The sequence below is a fragment of the Candidatus Accumulibacter contiguus genome (assembly GCF_036625285.1).
Taxonomy (GTDB): Bacteria; Pseudomonadota; Gammaproteobacteria; order Burkholderiales; family Rhodocyclaceae; genus Accumulibacter; species Accumulibacter contiguus.
Window position 1 is genome coordinate 911,692 of record NZ_JAZKUC010000002.1, and the last position, 13,746, is coordinate 925,437.

18 protein-coding genes are annotated in these 13,746 nt (G+C 60.4%); 7 read left to right on the forward strand and 11 right to left on the reverse strand.

Features of this window, described 5'->3' with window-relative positions:
• Positions 1–60: 60 nt before the first annotated feature.
• Entirely contained in the window at positions 61–258 is a 198-nt protein-coding gene (locus V5B59_RS22830) for a twin transmembrane helix small protein (protein ID WP_169070724.1), read from the reverse strand.
• An 87-nt stretch (positions 259–345) separates the two neighbouring features.
• On the opposite strand from V5B59_RS22830, the gene V5B59_RS22835 reads away from it, so the two are divergent.
• A complete protein-coding gene (locus tag V5B59_RS22835) occupies positions 346–1,044 on the forward strand; it encodes an SURF1 family protein (protein ID WP_169070723.1) in 699 nt (232 codons plus the stop codon).
• Positions 1,029–1,658 (forward strand): hypothetical protein, encoded by a 630-nt coding sequence (locus V5B59_RS22840; protein ID WP_169070722.1) that lies wholly within the window; start codon positions 1,029–1,031, stop codon positions 1,656–1,658. Before V5B59_RS22835 ends, V5B59_RS22840 begins: the two co-directional genes overlap by 16 nt.
• A gap of 85 nt (positions 1,659–1,743) precedes the next feature.
• Here V5B59_RS22840 and rpoH read toward each other — a convergent pair whose 3' ends face one another.
• Positions 1,744–2,604 carry an RNA polymerase sigma factor RpoH gene (gene rpoH, locus V5B59_RS22845; RefSeq protein ID WP_169070721.1) on the reverse strand — a complete coding sequence of 287 codons (861 nt, stop codon included), beginning with the start codon at positions 2,602–2,604 and terminating at the stop codon, positions 1,744–1,746.
• A gap of 428 nt (positions 2,605–3,032) precedes the next feature.
• Between rpoH and bufA2 the strand changes: the two genes are divergently transcribed.
• From bufA2 to V5B59_RS26415, 4 genes are all read left to right on the forward strand, one after another.
• On the forward strand, positions 3,033–3,293 hold the full coding sequence (bufA2, locus tag V5B59_RS22850) for a BufA2 family periplasmic bufferin-type metallophore (RefSeq protein WP_034917118.1): 261 nt from the start codon (positions 3,033–3,035) through the stop codon (positions 3,291–3,293).
• A 75-nt stretch (positions 3,294–3,368) separates the two neighbouring features.
• Complete coding sequence (gene bufB, locus V5B59_RS22855; protein ID WP_034917116.1) at positions 3,369–4,202, forward strand: MNIO family bufferin maturase; 834 nt, start codon at positions 3,369–3,371, stop codon at positions 4,200–4,202.
• On the forward strand, positions 4,199–4,963 hold the full coding sequence (locus tag V5B59_RS22860) for an HvfC/BufC N-terminal domain-containing protein (RefSeq protein ID WP_169070720.1): 765 nt from the start codon (positions 4,199–4,201) through the stop codon (positions 4,961–4,963). The genes bufB and V5B59_RS22860 overlap by 4 nt, the downstream gene beginning before the upstream one ends.
• Positions 4,964–4,996: 33 nt before the next feature.
• A complete protein-coding gene (locus V5B59_RS26415) occupies positions 4,997–5,182 on the forward strand; it encodes a cysteine-rich CWC family protein (RefSeq protein WP_408612963.1) in 186 nt (61 codons plus the stop codon).
• Here the strand turns inward: V5B59_RS26415 and nudB are convergent.
• From nudB to V5B59_RS22890, 6 genes are read right to left on the reverse strand one after another with little or no spacing between them, the layout of a single operon-like run.
• Positions 5,151–5,600 (reverse strand): dihydroneopterin triphosphate diphosphatase, encoded by a 450-nt coding sequence (gene nudB, locus V5B59_RS22865; RefSeq protein ID WP_169070718.1) that lies wholly within the window; start codon positions 5,598–5,600, stop codon positions 5,151–5,153. The two genes, V5B59_RS26415 and nudB, sit on opposite strands and share 32 nt — an antisense overlap.
• Positions 5,597–6,040: a barstar family protein gene (locus V5B59_RS22870; protein ID WP_169070717.1), complete on the reverse strand. Its 444-nt coding sequence runs from the start codon at positions 6,038–6,040 to the stop codon at positions 5,597–5,599. Before V5B59_RS22870 ends, nudB begins: the two co-directional genes overlap by 4 nt.
• A gap of 2 nt (positions 6,041–6,042) precedes the next feature.
• Positions 6,043–6,438: a ribonuclease domain-containing protein gene (locus V5B59_RS22875; RefSeq protein WP_372703681.1), complete on the reverse strand. Its 396-nt coding sequence runs from the start codon at positions 6,436–6,438 to the stop codon at positions 6,043–6,045.
• A gap of 6 nt (positions 6,439–6,444) precedes the next feature.
• Positions 6,445–8,247, reverse strand: a complete 1,803-nt coding sequence (gene aspS / locus V5B59_RS22880) for an aspartate--tRNA ligase (RefSeq protein WP_034917109.1) — start codon at positions 8,245–8,247, stop codon at positions 6,445–6,447.
• A 27-nt stretch (positions 8,248–8,274) separates the two neighbouring features.
• Positions 8,275–8,856 carry a DUF502 domain-containing protein gene (locus V5B59_RS22885; protein ID WP_169070739.1) on the reverse strand — a complete coding sequence of 194 codons (582 nt, stop codon included), beginning with the start codon at positions 8,854–8,856 and terminating at the stop codon, positions 8,275–8,277.
• 41 nt (positions 8,857–8,897) lie between these two features.
• Positions 8,898–9,179 carry an FmdB family zinc ribbon protein gene (locus V5B59_RS22890; RefSeq protein ID WP_034917104.1) on the reverse strand — a complete coding sequence of 94 codons (282 nt, stop codon included), beginning with the start codon at positions 9,177–9,179 and terminating at the stop codon, positions 8,898–8,900.
• A 228-nt stretch (positions 9,180–9,407) separates the two neighbouring features.
• Between V5B59_RS22890 and V5B59_RS22895 the strand changes: the two genes are divergently transcribed.
• A complete protein-coding gene (locus V5B59_RS22895) occupies positions 9,408–10,187 on the forward strand; it encodes an IclR family transcriptional regulator (protein WP_169070716.1) in 780 nt (259 codons plus the stop codon).
• Here V5B59_RS22895 and V5B59_RS22900 read toward each other — a convergent pair.
• The 3 genes from V5B59_RS22900 to V5B59_RS22910 are packed head-to-tail and all read right to left on the reverse strand — an operon-like array spanning position 10,184 to position 13,741.
• Positions 10,184–10,702: an NADH-quinone oxidoreductase subunit B family protein gene (locus tag V5B59_RS22900; protein WP_169070715.1), complete on the reverse strand. Its 519-nt coding sequence runs from the start codon at positions 10,700–10,702 to the stop codon at positions 10,184–10,186. The genes V5B59_RS22895 and V5B59_RS22900 overlap by 4 nt on opposite strands.
• Positions 10,702–12,288: an NADH-quinone oxidoreductase subunit C gene (locus V5B59_RS22905; protein ID WP_169070714.1), complete on the reverse strand. Its 1,587-nt coding sequence runs from the start codon at positions 12,286–12,288 to the stop codon at positions 10,702–10,704. The genes V5B59_RS22900 and V5B59_RS22905 overlap by 1 nt, the downstream gene beginning before the upstream one ends.
• A 4-nt stretch (positions 12,289–12,292) precedes the next feature.
• Complete coding sequence (locus tag V5B59_RS22910) at positions 12,293–13,741, reverse strand: hydrogenase 4 subunit F (RefSeq protein WP_372703678.1); 1,449 nt, start codon at positions 13,739–13,741, stop codon at positions 12,293–12,295.
• Between the last annotated feature and the right edge of the window lie 5 nt (positions 13,742–13,746).

The window sequence follows — 13,746 nt, forward strand, 5'->3', positions numbered from 1 at the left end:
CCGCGAGGGGGGAGGGGAGATTCGTGAGTCGCATACGCGACTTTCACATTAACCTCGCAATCACAGGCGTTCAACGATCCAGCCAAGCCAGTGGGCAGCCATCAATAGCAGAAACAGCCCAAACGATAGGCCGACACGGAAGGAAAGTGCCTTCACCGCTCTGGTTTTGTCCGGGCCTTGATCGCGATAGATAAACACCAGGGCGCTGCCGAGACTGGCAATGATGGCAATCAGCATCAGTACGACGAAGATGCGCATGAATTTCCCTCCTGAAAGATCACAGTCTACCGTAGTCTAGGACTTTCGGTTCGCATACGACAACAACCCGGGAACAGCGTTCTGCAGATGTCGATCTTCTCCCTCAAGCGCGGGCCTCTGCACCTGCTTGTGGTCCTTCTGGTGGTTCTGACCTGTCTCGCCATGTCCCGCCTGCAACTCTGGCGTGCGGAAACACGCGGCGAGCGCTTTGCGCGCGAGCAGTCCGCCCTTGTCTCGACACCAATCAAATTGTCCGCGCAGCAGCGCGATCGCGAGAGCCTGATCGACAGGGCGGCAACCGCACGCGGTCACTGGCTGGAGGAGAAAACCATCTTTCTGGACAACAAGATCTATCGTAGTCGCCCCGGCTATCATGTACTCACGCCTTTGCAGTTGTCGGGCAGTGCATCCGTCGTATTGGTCAACCGCGGCTGGATACCTGCGCCGCGACTACGTTCTGACATCCCGTCGTTGGCATCGCCAGTAGGTGAAATCGAGATTGCCGGCGTGACTCACAGCTTTGAAACCAGGACATTCGAATTGCAGAAAACCCCACCGGAGGGAGCCATCTGGCAGCATGTGCGGGAAGAGGACTACCGTCAGCGCAGTGGCCTGGACGCGTTACCGGTAATTCTGATGCAAACCGGTGCGGAAGGCGATGGTCTGGTACGCGATTGGGGTACTCCTGACAATCCGGCGGTGAAACATTACGGCTATGCGGCCATGTGGCTGATTTTTGCGCTCATGGCCGTGGCCTATGGACTCCTTGCATGGCGAAAGAAATGACCTCAGAGAAACAGGCGGGCCAGGACGTCCCTGTCAGCTGGGCTCCGGCCAGCGTTTTGAAAGCTTCGAGTCAGACCAGGGGCAGATGGACGCTGCTGGCGATCGTTGCGATAGGCCTGTTGCCGCTTCTTGTTGCGTTGTACTTTCGCTATGTCTCACCGCCGCAGGTCAAGGCGACCGTTGGTCTGCCGCTTGACCCTGTGCCACTTCCGTTTGAATTCCTGCAACGTCCGGATGGCACCCGACTGGAGCATCCAGAAGTCAGTGGCAAGTGGCTGGTGATTTTTGCGGCGCCCGGCGCCTGCGATGCGCGCTGCCAGCACACGCTTTATCTGACACGGCAGGCACGTACCGCGCAGGGACGCAATATGGAGCGTATCGACCGCCTTTGGGTGATCACCGATGCCACGACACCAGCGCCTGGTCTGATGGCATCACACCCCGACCTGGTCCTGGTTAGAGCGACAGACGCCAAACTGATGGATATTCTCGGAGGAAGTGAAAGCCGCCATATCCATCTGGTAGATCGACGAGGTCTTGTGGTCTTCCGCTACCCAGAAAACCCTGATCCAACGGCCTTCATCCGCGAACTCGGCAAACTGGTCAGACTTTGACTACAGGAACGGCGTGCAGCCATACTGCAACAGATGGGCCTGTAGAGCCGCGCTTTGCTGAGGACGGCAGTCTGGTCCCTTCGGTTCACGTTTGCTCCACCAGGGGCGCCAGAATTGCACGCATTTTCTGCATCGCCTTGACTTCAATCTGGCGAATCCGCTCGGCGGATACACCGAATTCCGCCGCCAGTTCGTGCAGGGTCGCCGGGTTGTCATCGGTCAGCCAGCGCGCTTCGACAATCCGGCGGCTACGCGCATCCAGACCTGTCAGGGCACTTTGCAGACCATCGTTCTGTAAGTACGCACGCGCGCGTGCTTCAAGCACACGTAACGGTTCACTCGAATGGTCCGACAGATAGGCAATCGGAGCAAACGCGTCTTCCTCTTCATTATCGCCTTCGAGCGCCAGATCATGACCCGATAGACGAGTATCCATCTCGATCACTTCGTCCGGCTTGACGCTCAGGCGCTGCGCGATATCCGCCACCTGCAAGGAACTCAAGCCATTGCTGTTCGCTTTCATGCCGCGCAGGTTAAAGAACAGTTTGCGCTGCGCCTTGGTCGTAGCCACTTTGACCATTCGCCAGTTCTTGAGGACGTACTCGTGAATCTCGGCCTTGATCCAGTGGATGGCGAACGAAATCAGACGTACTCCGTGCCTGGGGTCGAAATGCTTCACCGCTTTCATCAGGCCGATATTTCCCTCCTGGATCAGGTCGGCGTGTGGCAGACCGTATCCGAGGTATCCGCGCGCGATGGCAATCACCAAGCGGAGATGCGAAAGCACCAACTGCCGTGCCGCATCGAGATCTTCCTCATCACGAAAGCGGGTGGCCAGACGAAATTCTTCTTCCTTGCTCAGCAGCGGAAACTGCCTGGCCGCCTGGATATAAGCGTCAATACTGCCGACGGCAGAAACCGTCGGAAATGCCAAGGCCTGGGTCATGTGGATGATTCCTCCTGCACGTTACTGATGACAAGTTTCATTTTAGCACTCGTTGCCTGAGAGTGCTAATGGACAGAAAAGTTCGTCCAACTAACGGTCATGACTTTTCCAGACACCCCCGATCATGAAAGTCATGACCGTTTCCCTCTCCCCCGACCCCTCCCACGGCCCGCGCTGCATCGCGGGCCGGCTGCGGCGGCGCGGAGCAGTGCTCCGCGAAACCCCGCCTTCGCCCCCGCGAGGGGGGAGGGGAGATTCGTGAATCGCATACGCGACTTCCACATCAAACCCAAGCTCCAGAATGGCGGTGAAAAAATATTTGCCTTTGGTGTAAGTAATTCCAGCCTGCATGCGTCTAAGCAATGTCAGAGAACTGGTTTCAGAACGGCCAGCTTTGACCCAATCCATCCACTAAAGAGGAGAAAGAAATGTCGAATCAACTGTCTGGTGTCGCTATCGCCGCCGCTGCGGCTGCCCTTCTTGCCACTGGCGGCATGCTGGCGCCGACCGTCCACGCTGCGGAAGGAGGCCCGGTACACTGTGCCGGCATCAACTCGTGCAAGGGCCATTCCGAATGCAAGACGGCCAAGAGCGAGTGCAAGGGGACCAATGCCTGCAAGGGCCAGGGCTGGGTGACCAAAGCCAGCGCCAAGGAATGCACCGATGCGGGTGGCAAGGTGGTCAAGTAAGCTCGATGCAGGGGGGCGTGACCGGGCTGCCGACCGGCAGGTGGTCACCCCCGGCGCCAACCTGAAGGAGACGCCATGCGCGAGACCATCAAAGGCTTCGGCCTGGGCCTGCGTACCGAACATTACCGGGATTTTGTCGAGTCACCACGAGGGGTGGACTGGCTCGAGATCATATCCGAGAACTATCTCGTCGCGGGTGGTAAACCGCTTTACTATCTCGATCGCATCCGCCGCGACTATCCGATGGTGATGCACGGTGTTTCGCTCTCGATCGGTGGCAGCGATGCCCTGGATCCGGAGTACTTGCGGCAGTTGCGGGCGCTGGTCGACCGCGTTGAGCCTGCCTGGGTTTCGGACCATCTGTGCTGGACCGGAACCGGATCGTTGAACCTCCACGACCTGCTGCCACTGCCTTACACCGAGGCGGCACTGCGGCAACTCGAGCCACGCGTGGCACAGGTCCAGGAGGCTCTCGGCCAGCCGCTGTTGCTCGAGAACGTTTCCAGCTATGTGCGCTACCGGGTTGACGAGATGAGCGAATGGGAGTTCATTCGCGAGTTGGTCAGGCATACCGGCTGTGAGTTGCTGCTCGACGTGAATAATGTCTACGTGAGCAGCGTCAATCACCATTTCAATCCGCACACCTTCATCGATGCCATACCGCCTGCGGTGGTTCGCCAGATCCATCTGGCCGGACACGAGGAGCATGGCAGCTACCTCATCGATACTCACGATCAGCCGATTTGTGAGGCCGTCTGGGATCTGTACGCCTATACCGTTGGGCGACTTGGTCCAATACCGACGATGATCGAGCGCGACGACAACATGCCGCCGCTTGCGGTGCTCATCGCCGAACTCGATTATGCTCGCACGCGGGCACAACACACCCAGATCGAACAGGCCGCATGAGTACCCTGGCAGAGTTGCAGCAGCGTTTCCAGAAAGCCATTCTGCTGGAAAATTTCACCCCGGATTTGTTTGCTGCGGAGGGAGCACTGCTGGCGGGTGGTATCGGCGTTTACCTGCAGGCTTACCGTGCCCGTCTGACGGCGGCCCTGCGCGACAATTTCCCGGTTCTGCAGCGGGCGCTCGGCGATGACGCTTTTGATCTTCTGGCGCGCGCGTATATCGATGAACATCCATCACATTTCCGTTCGATTCGCTGGTTCGGCCACAGGCTGGTGGAGTTTCTCGACGCTGCGCCAGGGCGCTTGCCACACCCCGCGCTGCTCGACCTGGCGCGGATGGACTGGGCGATGCGTACGGCGTTCGACGCTGCAGATGCTGCCGCTCTCACCCGTGACGACCTCGCTGCGTTGCCGCTGCAAGACTGGCCTCTGCGGCGATTCAGACCCCTGCCTTCCTTGCAGTTGATCGATCTGGCGTGGCGTGTCGAGCCGGTCTGGAAAGCGCTCAATGCGAATAGCGAAGTCGCCAGCGAGGAACCGCAACGATTGCCGCATGTGCTGCTGATCTGGCGACCGGCGCTCGATTGCTGCTGGCGATCTGCCGAAGCCTGCGAAGCGGCGGCCCTGCAAGCCTTGACCCAAGCGGCCAGTTTCGCCGACTGTTGCACGTTGATCGCCGAGTCCGGTGTGCCGGAACCGGCGCAGACGGCCGCCGGTTTTCTCCAGCGCTGGATCACCGAAGGCCTGCTGGCTAAGGATTGAGAGGAGGACATGCCAATACTCCCGGAAAACACCATGACGACGCGGTGTACGGACTGCGGCACCGCCTTTGTCTGCGGTGCGGTGGTCGGCCACTCCACTTGCTGGTGTATGGAAAAGCCGACGCTTACCCTGGAACCGGGCGCTGCTGCTGTCGGCTGTTACTGCTCAACTTGCCTGGAGCAGCGGCTCAGCGCACAGACATCCGCTCCGGCAGCATGAGAATTGCGTCGCGGTTGCTCCACGAAAAACATTTCGCGGCCGCTTCGCGCCACGGCAACCAGCAGTAACGCAAATGCTCTTCGGCAGCGACGGTGACCGGCTGTGCTGCCGGAAGCAGCAGCGAGAAGACGTGCTCGGTATTGTGCAGGACCCCCGGAGCGTAACGATGACGCCACTCGGCAAAAATCTCGTAGCAGTTGCTGAGCCGCCAATCCAGCAGATCCTCGGCGCGCACCTGGATCCCGGTTTCCTCGCCGACTTCCCGGATGGCAGTTGTCAGCAATGGCTCATCGTTTTCCTGGCTGCCGGTGACCGATTGCCAGTAGCCTGCATGGGCAGCACGTTCGAGCAGCAGCACCTGCAGATCCCGGGTATGGATCACGACCAGCACCGACACCGGTCGCTTGTATTGCTTCATGCCAGGGTCGGGAGAACCGCCAGTCCGTCAGCACGAAGATCGTAAAACACCCACATCGGTAAACCCTGCAAGCGCCATTCGGCAATGGCCGCGGCAAATACCTCGTTTATGGCATGAAAAGCCGCCGGGTCCTGGGCTCCCAGGATTTCAGCCCGGGTGATGATCAGTACATAACCTGCGGCTTCACACCACGAAAAATCGGTCAGACAATCCTTCAGGGCATCGAGGTTGTGTCCGTACCACTCGGGAAAGTCGAGATCTCGTCCGAGTTTAGCGAGTACGATGTCGACACGGTCGGAGTCGCCAAAACTGAGGTCAAAGCAGGCGAAGCCGGCGGCTTCCGCAGCGGCTTTGACGACTCTGTGAGCACTCCAGGGCAAGTGGTAGATCCCGGCTTGTGTTGCATCTTCGAGCAGGTTCTGCAAGTCGTTCTGGCTCATGGCTATTCGCGTATGCGGCGGAAACTGCGGTAATGATCATCCGTGTAATAGAACTCGCTGGAGTTGGCGACATCACCGCCGCGCCCATCGCCGGCGATGATTCGGCGCGCTCCACGGTCTCGGCTACCCGGTGTCGGTACCGTGTACTCCCGATAGTAGCCGTGTGCCTGCAAGGGCAGGCGTTTCTCGAAATTGCCAAAAGTACTCCCATCCTTGCGCGGGTAGGGAAAGGGTCCACCCTGCCGGATCAGAAGCAGGGTCTGCATTACCTCCGGTGGCAAGTCGGCCAACGCGACCCTCGCCAGGGATCTGGGTTCACGTGCATGGGCCGCGCCAAGCAGACCACCGAGCAGCGCGGCCAGCAGCAGCAGCCGCAGAAAGGTCACGATTTTCAGCACCTGCAATTAGCCTTTGCCAATCTCGATCTGCGTTTCGACTCTCTGGCGCAGGCGGATGTGCAGTTCCCGTAGCTGCTTTTCGTCCACACCGCTCGGTGCGTCGGTGAGCAGGCACTGCGCACGCTGGGTTTTCGGGAAGGCGATCACATCCCGGATCGACTCGGCTCCGGCCATCATCGTCACGATGCGATCCAGACCAAAAGCCAGTCCGCCGTGCGGTGGAGCGCCATACTTGAGGGCATCGAGCAGGAAGCCGAACTTGAGCTTCGCCTCTTCCTCACCGATGCCGAGCGCCCTGAAGACCTGTTCCTGGACTGCCGCCCGGTGAATCCGCACCGATCCTCCACCGAGCTCGGAACCGTTGAGTGCCAGGTCGTAGGCCTTGGCCAGACAAGCGCCAGGGTCACTTTCCAGCAGCGCCAGATGCTCGTCTTTCGGACTGGTGAAGGGGTGGTGGCAAGCTGTCCAACGCTTCTCCTGCGCGTCATGCTCGAACATCGGAAAGTCGACAACCCATACCGGCTCCCAGGCATGGCCATTGACGAAGCCCTTTTCGTGTCCGATCTTGGCGCGCAGGGCGCCGAGCGCGTCGTTGACCACCTTGCATCTGTCGGCACCAAAGAAAATCAGATCTCCCGACTGCGCGCCAGTCCGCTCGACGATCGTCTGCAGCGCGCGCGCGTGCAGGTTCTTGACGATCGGTGATTGCAGGCCAGCCTCGTTGAGTTGCGTGACATCATTGACCTTGATATAGGCCAGCCCTCTGGCGCCATAGATGCCGACAAACTGGGTGTAGGCGTCGATCTCGCCACGCGTCAGGCTCGCCCCTCCGGGAATGCGCAAGGCGGCGATACGACCCCCTTCGCTATTGGCGACACTGGCGAAGACCTTGAAGGAAACATCCTTCAGCGCGTCGGCGACTTCGACGAGTTCGAGAGTCACGCGCAGATCGGGTTTGTCTGAGCCATAGCGATGCATGGCTTCAGAATGGCTCAGGCGCGGGAAGGGATTGGGCAGATCGGCGGCGATCGCTTCCTTGAAAACCGCCCGGATCAGTTCTTCCATCAACCCGATGATTTCGCCCTCGCTCATGAACGAGGTCTCGATATCGACCTGGGTGAATTCCGGTTGGCGGTCTGCGCGCAGATCCTCGTCGCGAAAGCACTTGGTGATCTGATAGTACCGGTCAAACCCGGAAATCATCAGTAACTGCTTGAAAAGTTGCGGCGACTGGGGAAGCGCGAAGAAGTGGCCGGGATGCACCCGCGAGGGAACCAGATAGTCGCGCGCGCCCTCCGGAGTGCTCTTGGTGAGCATCGGGGTTTCAATGTCGATGAAACCGGCATCGTCCAGGAAGCGGCGGAAGGCCCGCGCCGTGCGGTAACGAAGTTGCATGTTGTTCTGCATCTGCGGACGCCGCAGGTCAAGCACCCGGTGCAACAGGCGAATGTTCTCCGAAAGATTCTCTTCGTCGAGCTGAAACGGCGGTGTCACCGACGGATTGAGGACTTCCATCTCGTGGCAAAGAATCTCGATCGCACCGCTGGCGATGTTGGGGTTGACCGTGCCCTCAGGTCGAGCGCGGACTTTGCCGGTAATCCGCAGGCAGAACTCGTTGCGGACCGACTCGGCAGTCTTGAACATCAGCGGCCGATCGGGGTCGCATACAATCTGTGCCAGACCCTCGCGATCACGTAGATCGACGAAGATCACGCCACCATGGTCGCGGCGCCGATGCGCCCAGCCGCAGAGCGTAACCTCCTGGCCAATAAGCTGTGAATCGACTTGTCCACAATAATGAGTACGCATGCTGTTGTCCGGGTAACTTGTTTCAGTTTATGGTCGGCTGGGAGTGTTCGCGGCCTGTGGTCGTAGCTGTGGGGCCACCACGCCCATCGAGATCACGTACTTGAGTGCGGTATCCACGCTCATGTCGAGTTCGATGACATCCGTTATCGGCAGCATCAGAAAGAAGCCCGAGGTCGGATTCGGCGTCGTCGGAACGTAGACACTGACATGCTCGCCATCGAGATGCCGAAGTACTTCACCGCCCGGTTTACCGGTAAGAAAGGCGATGGTCCAGGTGCCGCGCCGCGGATATTCGATCAGCAAGGCTTTGCGAAAAGCGTTTCCGGATGATGAAAAAAGCGTGTCTGAAACCTGCTTGACGCTGTGATAGATCGAATTGACGACTGGAATGCGCGCCAGCAACAACTCCCACCAGACGACCAGCCGCTGCCCGATGAAATTGGTAGCCAGAAGCCCGGTGAGAACGATGATCAGCAAGGTCAGGATCGCCCCGACCCCCGGGATGTCGAAACCAAGAACCGTGTGCGGATGTATCACTTCCGGCAACAAGCGCAAGGACTGATCCATGGTCCCGACGATCAGCATCAGCACCCAGGCGGTGATCGCCATGGGAACCCAGATCAGCAAGCCGGTGATGAAGTAGCGTTTGATCAGTGGTCGGCGCACGCCGTCGCTCCGGTCGGGGATGCGGGCGCTTTTTCGGTGGTTTTGGCGCCGGCTTCCGGCTTTTCGGTCGGGGCAGAGGGCTGGCCACCCTTGAAGTCTGTCGCGTACCAGCCACTGCCTTTCAACTGAAAACCGGCAGCAGTCAGCTGCTTGGTATAGCTGGCCTGACCGCATTGGGGACAGATGCGCAATGCCGAGTCGCTCAGTTTTTGCAGATGATCTTTCTCGAAACCACAGGAAGTACAGCGATAGGCGTAGATCGGCATGACTAACCCCCAGAAAACGCTTCAAAACCTGCAATTATACGCGAACTGCGAACTCGTGAGGGAAGCGCGGCCGGCCATCAGGCAGACGGCTGGCAGGCAAAGCGCATGATGTAAGTGGTAAGATGCTGCGCCGCACAGGCTGCGCCGCACAGGCTGCGGCGGGCGAGTGGCGGAGCGCCCAAAAGAATTTCCCGGAAGCACAAAAATGGAAGGTTCGACAACAAGGCAATGGCCGAACAACAGGCAGAGAAAGGTTCCATTCAGGTCATCGAGCGGATGATGTCACTCCTCGACGTGCTGGCCGACATGCCGGGACCGGTGAGTCTCAAGATCCTGGCCCAGCGTACCGGCCTGCATCCCTCCACCGCGCATCGCATCCTTGCAGTGATGACCGGCGCCGCGCTCGTCGAACGCCAAGACGCCGGTACCTACGCGCTCGGCATCCGGCTGCTCGAACTGGGCAACATCGTCAAGTCGCGGATCAACATTCGCCAGGTGGCGCTGCCCTACATGCAGCAATTGCACGAGCTGATCGGCGAAGCGGTGAATCTCGGCATTCGCCACGAAGACGAGATCATCTACGTCGAGCGAACCTCGAGCGGTAGCTCGCTGGTGCGCGTGGTTTACCTGGTCGGCGGACGCGCGCCGCTACATCTCACCTCGGTCGGCAAGCTGTTTCTGGCGGCTGACGGGCTGGCCGATGTGCGAGCCTACGCCAGGCGTACCGGCTTGCCGGGCAAGACTCCGCATTCTTTGACTCGCCTCGATGCACTCGAAAAGGAACTCGACAAGATCCGCCGCCACGAATTGGCCTACGACAACGAAGAAGCCGAGATCGGCTTGCGCTGCATCGCCGCGCCGGTCCGCAACGATGAAGGTCAGTTGGTCGCCGGGCTCTCGGTATCAGCACCCAGCGATCGCCATAACCCGGACTGGGTGAGGCCGATCAAGGCGACAGCCAATGAAATATCGCAGGCTCTGGGCTTTCGCCAGCCATTGCGCACCTAACCTTGACGACCGCGACGCACCGCCGTGAGAATGCCGCGCAGGATCTCGATTGGCTCTGGCGGGCAGCCGGGTACTGCGACATCGACCGGAATCACGTTGGCCACCCGACCGCAGCTCGCGTAACCCTCACCGAAAATGCCTCCATCGCAGCCGCAGTCGCCGACGGCAACCACCAGCTTGGGTGCCGGCGTCGCCTCATAGGTGCGACGCAAAGCCAGCTCCATGTTCCGTGCAACGGGTCCGGTCACCAGCAGCATGTCGGCATGGCGCGGGCTGGCAACGAATCGAATGCCGAGGCCCTCGATGTTGTAGTAGGGGTTATTGAGGGCGTTGATTTCGAGTTCGCAAGCGTTGCAGGAACCGGCATCGACTTCGCGAATGCTCAGAGCCTGGCCGAGAATTGCGAGGATTTCGCGCTGAATCTGCTCGCCGTCGACGCGCAGGGCATCGTTGCCCGCGGGCGGGGCTTCGCTGCGGATGCCGTTGCGTGCGATCTGTCTGAGGATGCGCCACATCAGAGGTCGTGTCCTGAATAGCTGAGGTTGAAGGACTTGTTGATCAGCGGAAAGTCGGGAACGATGTTGCCGATCACCGCATGCACGAGTACCGGCCAGTTTTGCCATGAGGGATCGTGGATGTGGCAGCGACGGATGCCGTTGCTGCCGTTCTCGCCATCCCATTCGAGTGCCACGAAGACTTCGCCGCGCCAGCCTTCGACCCAGCCGGCACCGAGCGCTGCCTTCGCCGGCAAGCGTAGTTCACGGCGCGTCTCGCCCGCGCCCTCGCTAAGCCGGCAAAGAATCACGCGCAGCAAGCGCAGCGATTCGCTGATCTCCGCAAAACGCACCATCACGCGTGCAGCGACATCGCCGTCGCTGCACGTCGCGATCTTCACCTGCAATCGGTCGTAAGGTGCCCAGGGCTGGTCGCAACGCAGATCGACCGCCTGGCCGCTGGCCCGACCCGCGAGGCCGGTCAGGCCGAGTTGAGAGGCGAGTTCAGGCGTCACGCGGCCAGTGGTCATGAAGCGATCCTGCAGGCCGGAATGCTCGTCGTACACCTGCTGCAGTTGCAGTACTTCGCGCTCGACGCTGTCGCATTGACGGAAAAGCCGGTCGGCGCTGGAGCGGTCGATGTCCGAGGCGACGCCACCGGGGACGATACCGTCCATCATCAGGCGGTGGCCAAAGGCTTCTTTTGCGAGTCGCAGCCAGTCTTCCCGGAGCCGTGAGAACTGCGCGAGTCCGAAGGCGAACGCTGCGTCGTTACCGAGTGCACCGAGGTCGCCGAGGTGGTTGGCGACGCGTTCACGTTCTAGCAGCAAGGCGCGCAGCCAGCACGCACGCTCGGGAATCTCGCAGCTCGCGAGTGACTCCAGTGCCATACAGTAGCTCCAGGCGTAAGCCACCGTAGAATCGCCCGAAATCCTGCCGGCCAGGCGATTCGCTGCGAGTGGCGGCAGCTCGGTGAAACGCTTTTCAATTCCCTTGTGCTTGTAGCCCAGGCGTTGCTCCAGGCGCAGCACTTTCTCGCCGACGACCGAAAAACGGAAGTGCCCAGGTTCGATGATTCCGGCGTGCACGGGTCCTACCGGGATTTCGTGCACGCCATCGCCTGCGACGCGAACGAACGCGTAGTCGGTAACTTCCTGTGCCGCAGGCAGGCCTGGATGCGGATCCTGCCGGCGTAGCGGATGCCAGTTCGCTGGCCAGGCACCATGGTTGAGCCATGCTCGCCGGTCAGTCGCCCCTTCGGCAACGACGCCGAGCAGATCGGCAGCCGCCCGCTGCAGGTGCGCCGCGCAGGGAAAGAACGGGACCAAGTCAGGATAGCTCGGATGCTGCGGATCGATCACACTTCGCTCGCCAAGCGGCAGGTCGAGCCAGAGCAAGCCTTCGCGAACCACATAAGCCGCCGAGATCACCAGACTGCCGGATGCGCCGCGCGTGCGATCGGACCCCCACAACGACAGCAGCCTTCCTCCTGCCTCGGACACCGCCTGTGCAACCCGCCGCCAGGTATCGGCGCGAACTGTCCGGTAGTGCATCGGCAGTGGCCCCGGCAAGTGTTCAAGATCCTCGATGAATTGTGCAATCAGCATCGCATTAACCGCCAATCATCCGGGCCGCATGGCGATACCAGGCATCCAGATACGGCGGGATATACAAGCCCAGCATCAGGCCCAGACCAAGGTGGACAAAGACCGGGATGAGCGCCGGCGGGTGCCGCAACGGCTTGACCGAGGTTTCACCGAAAACCATCGGCTGCACCCGGCTGAAAACCGAGGCGAAAGCAACGCCGAGCGCCAGCAGCAGAAACGGCGTCGCCCATGGTTGCTCACGCATGGCAGTGGTGAGAATCAGGAATTCGCTGGCGAAGACGCCGAAAGGGGGCATCCCGAGGATCGCCAGCGAGCCGAGCATCATACCCCAGCCGACCGTCGGGCTGACCTTGATGAGGCCGCGGATATCTTCCATCACCTGCGTTCCCGCCTTCTGCGTCGCATGCCCAACGGCGAAGAAAATGCCCGACTTGATCAGCGAATGCACGCTCATGTGCAGCAGGCCGGCGTAGTTGGCAATCGGTCCACCCATGCCGAAGGCGAAAGTGATCAGCCCCATGTGCTCGATCGATGAATAGGCGAACATGCGCTTGACGTCCTTCTGTCGCGACAGGAAGAATGCCGCCACGAGTACCGACAGCAGGCCGAAACCCATCATCAACTGCCCGGCAAGGGGATTCTGCAGCGCCCCGTCGGTCAGTACCTTGCAGCGCAGCAGGGCATACACGGCGACGTTCAGCAGCAGACCCGAGAGCACGGCCGAAACCGGTGTCGGTCCTTCGGCGTGGGCATCTGGCAGCCAGTTATGCATTGGCACCAGACCGACCTTGGTGCCATAGCCGATGAACAGGAAGGCGAAGGCCAAAGTGATGATGCCCGGATCGAGCTGCGCCTTGACCGCGTCGAGATTGGTCCATAACAGGGCGCCGCCCTCGGTGCCGATCACCTTTTCCGCTGCCATGTAGAGCAGCACGGTGCCGAACAGCGCCTGGGCAATGCCAACGCCGCAGAGGATGAAGTATTTCCAGGCCGCCTCGAGGCTCGCAGGCGTCCGATACACGCTGACCAGCACGACGGTGGTCAGCGTCGCTGCCTCCATGGCAACCCACAGGATCCCGAGGTTGTTGGTCATCAGCGCGATCAGCATGGTGAAGTTGAACAATTGATACATACTATGGTAGAGACGCATGCGATTCGGCGTCATCTTGCCGTGGTCACGTTCGACGCGCATGTAGGGGCGCGAGAAAATGGCGGTGGTTAGGCCGACGAAGGCGGTCAGGGTGAGCAGAAAGACATTCAGCGGATCGATATAGAACTCGCGGTTCCAGGCGAACAGCGGGCCACCTGAGATCACTTCCGCGGTCAGCGCGCAGGTGGCGAGGAAAGTCCCCAGGCTGAAGGCGACGTTGATCTCGCGCGCGCCGTCGTGCTGCCCGGTGAAGGCCAGAACGACGCTGCCGAGCAGGGGTATGGCGAGGACCAAATACAGCATTTGCA

Excerpts from the sequence above, each read along its gene's own strand:
- V5B59_RS22830 (WP_169070724.1), bottom strand. The coding sequence starts at position 258 with ATGCGCATCTTCGTCGTACTGATGCTGATTGCCATCATTGCCAGTCTC.
- V5B59_RS22835 (WP_169070723.1), top strand. The coding sequence starts at position 346 with ATGTCGATCTTCTCCCTCAAGCGCGGGCCTCTGCACCTGCTTGTGGTC.
- V5B59_RS22840 (WP_169070722.1), top strand. The coding sequence starts at position 1,029 with ATGGCGAAAGAAATGACCTCAGAGAAACAGGCGGGCCAGGACGTCCCT.
- rpoH (WP_169070721.1), bottom strand. The coding sequence starts at position 2,604 with ATGACCCAGGCCTTGGCATTTCCGACGGTTTCTGCCGTCGGCAGTATT.
- bufA2 (WP_034917118.1), top strand. The coding sequence starts at position 3,033 with ATGTCGAATCAACTGTCTGGTGTCGCTATCGCCGCCGCTGCGGCTGCC.
- bufB (WP_034917116.1), top strand. The coding sequence starts at position 3,369 with ATGCGCGAGACCATCAAAGGCTTCGGCCTGGGCCTGCGTACCGAACAT.
- V5B59_RS22860 (WP_169070720.1), top strand. The coding sequence starts at position 4,199 with ATGAGTACCCTGGCAGAGTTGCAGCAGCGTTTCCAGAAAGCCATTCTG.
- V5B59_RS26415 (WP_408612963.1), top strand. The coding sequence starts at position 4,997 with ATGACGACGCGGTGTACGGACTGCGGCACCGCCTTTGTCTGCGGTGCG.
- nudB (WP_169070718.1), bottom strand. The coding sequence starts at position 5,600 with ATGAAGCAATACAAGCGACCGGTGTCGGTGCTGGTCGTGATCCATACC.
- V5B59_RS22870 (WP_169070717.1), bottom strand. The coding sequence starts at position 6,040 with ATGAGCCAGAACGACTTGCAGAACCTGCTCGAAGATGCAACACAAGCC.
- aspS (WP_034917109.1), bottom strand. The coding sequence starts at position 8,247 with ATGCGTACTCATTATTGTGGACAAGTCGATTCACAGCTTATTGGCCAG.
- V5B59_RS22885 (WP_169070739.1), bottom strand. The coding sequence starts at position 8,856 with ATGGCGATCACCGCCTGGGTGCTGATGCTGATCGTCGGGACCATGGAT.
- V5B59_RS22890 (WP_034917104.1), bottom strand. The coding sequence starts at position 9,179 with ATGCCGATCTACGCCTATCGCTGTACTTCCTGTGGTTTCGAGAAAGAT.
- V5B59_RS22895 (WP_169070716.1), top strand. The coding sequence starts at position 9,408 with ATGGCCGAACAACAGGCAGAGAAAGGTTCCATTCAGGTCATCGAGCGG.
- V5B59_RS22900 (WP_169070715.1), bottom strand. The coding sequence starts at position 10,702 with ATGTGGCGCATCCTCAGACAGATCGCACGCAACGGCATCCGCAGCGAA.
- V5B59_RS22905 (WP_169070714.1), bottom strand. The coding sequence starts at position 12,288 with ATGCTGATTGCACAATTCATCGAGGATCTTGAACACTTGCCGGGGCCA.
- V5B59_RS22910 (WP_372703678.1), bottom strand. The coding sequence starts at position 13,741 with ATGCTGTATTTGGTCCTCGCCATACCCCTGCTCGGCAGCGTCGTTCTG.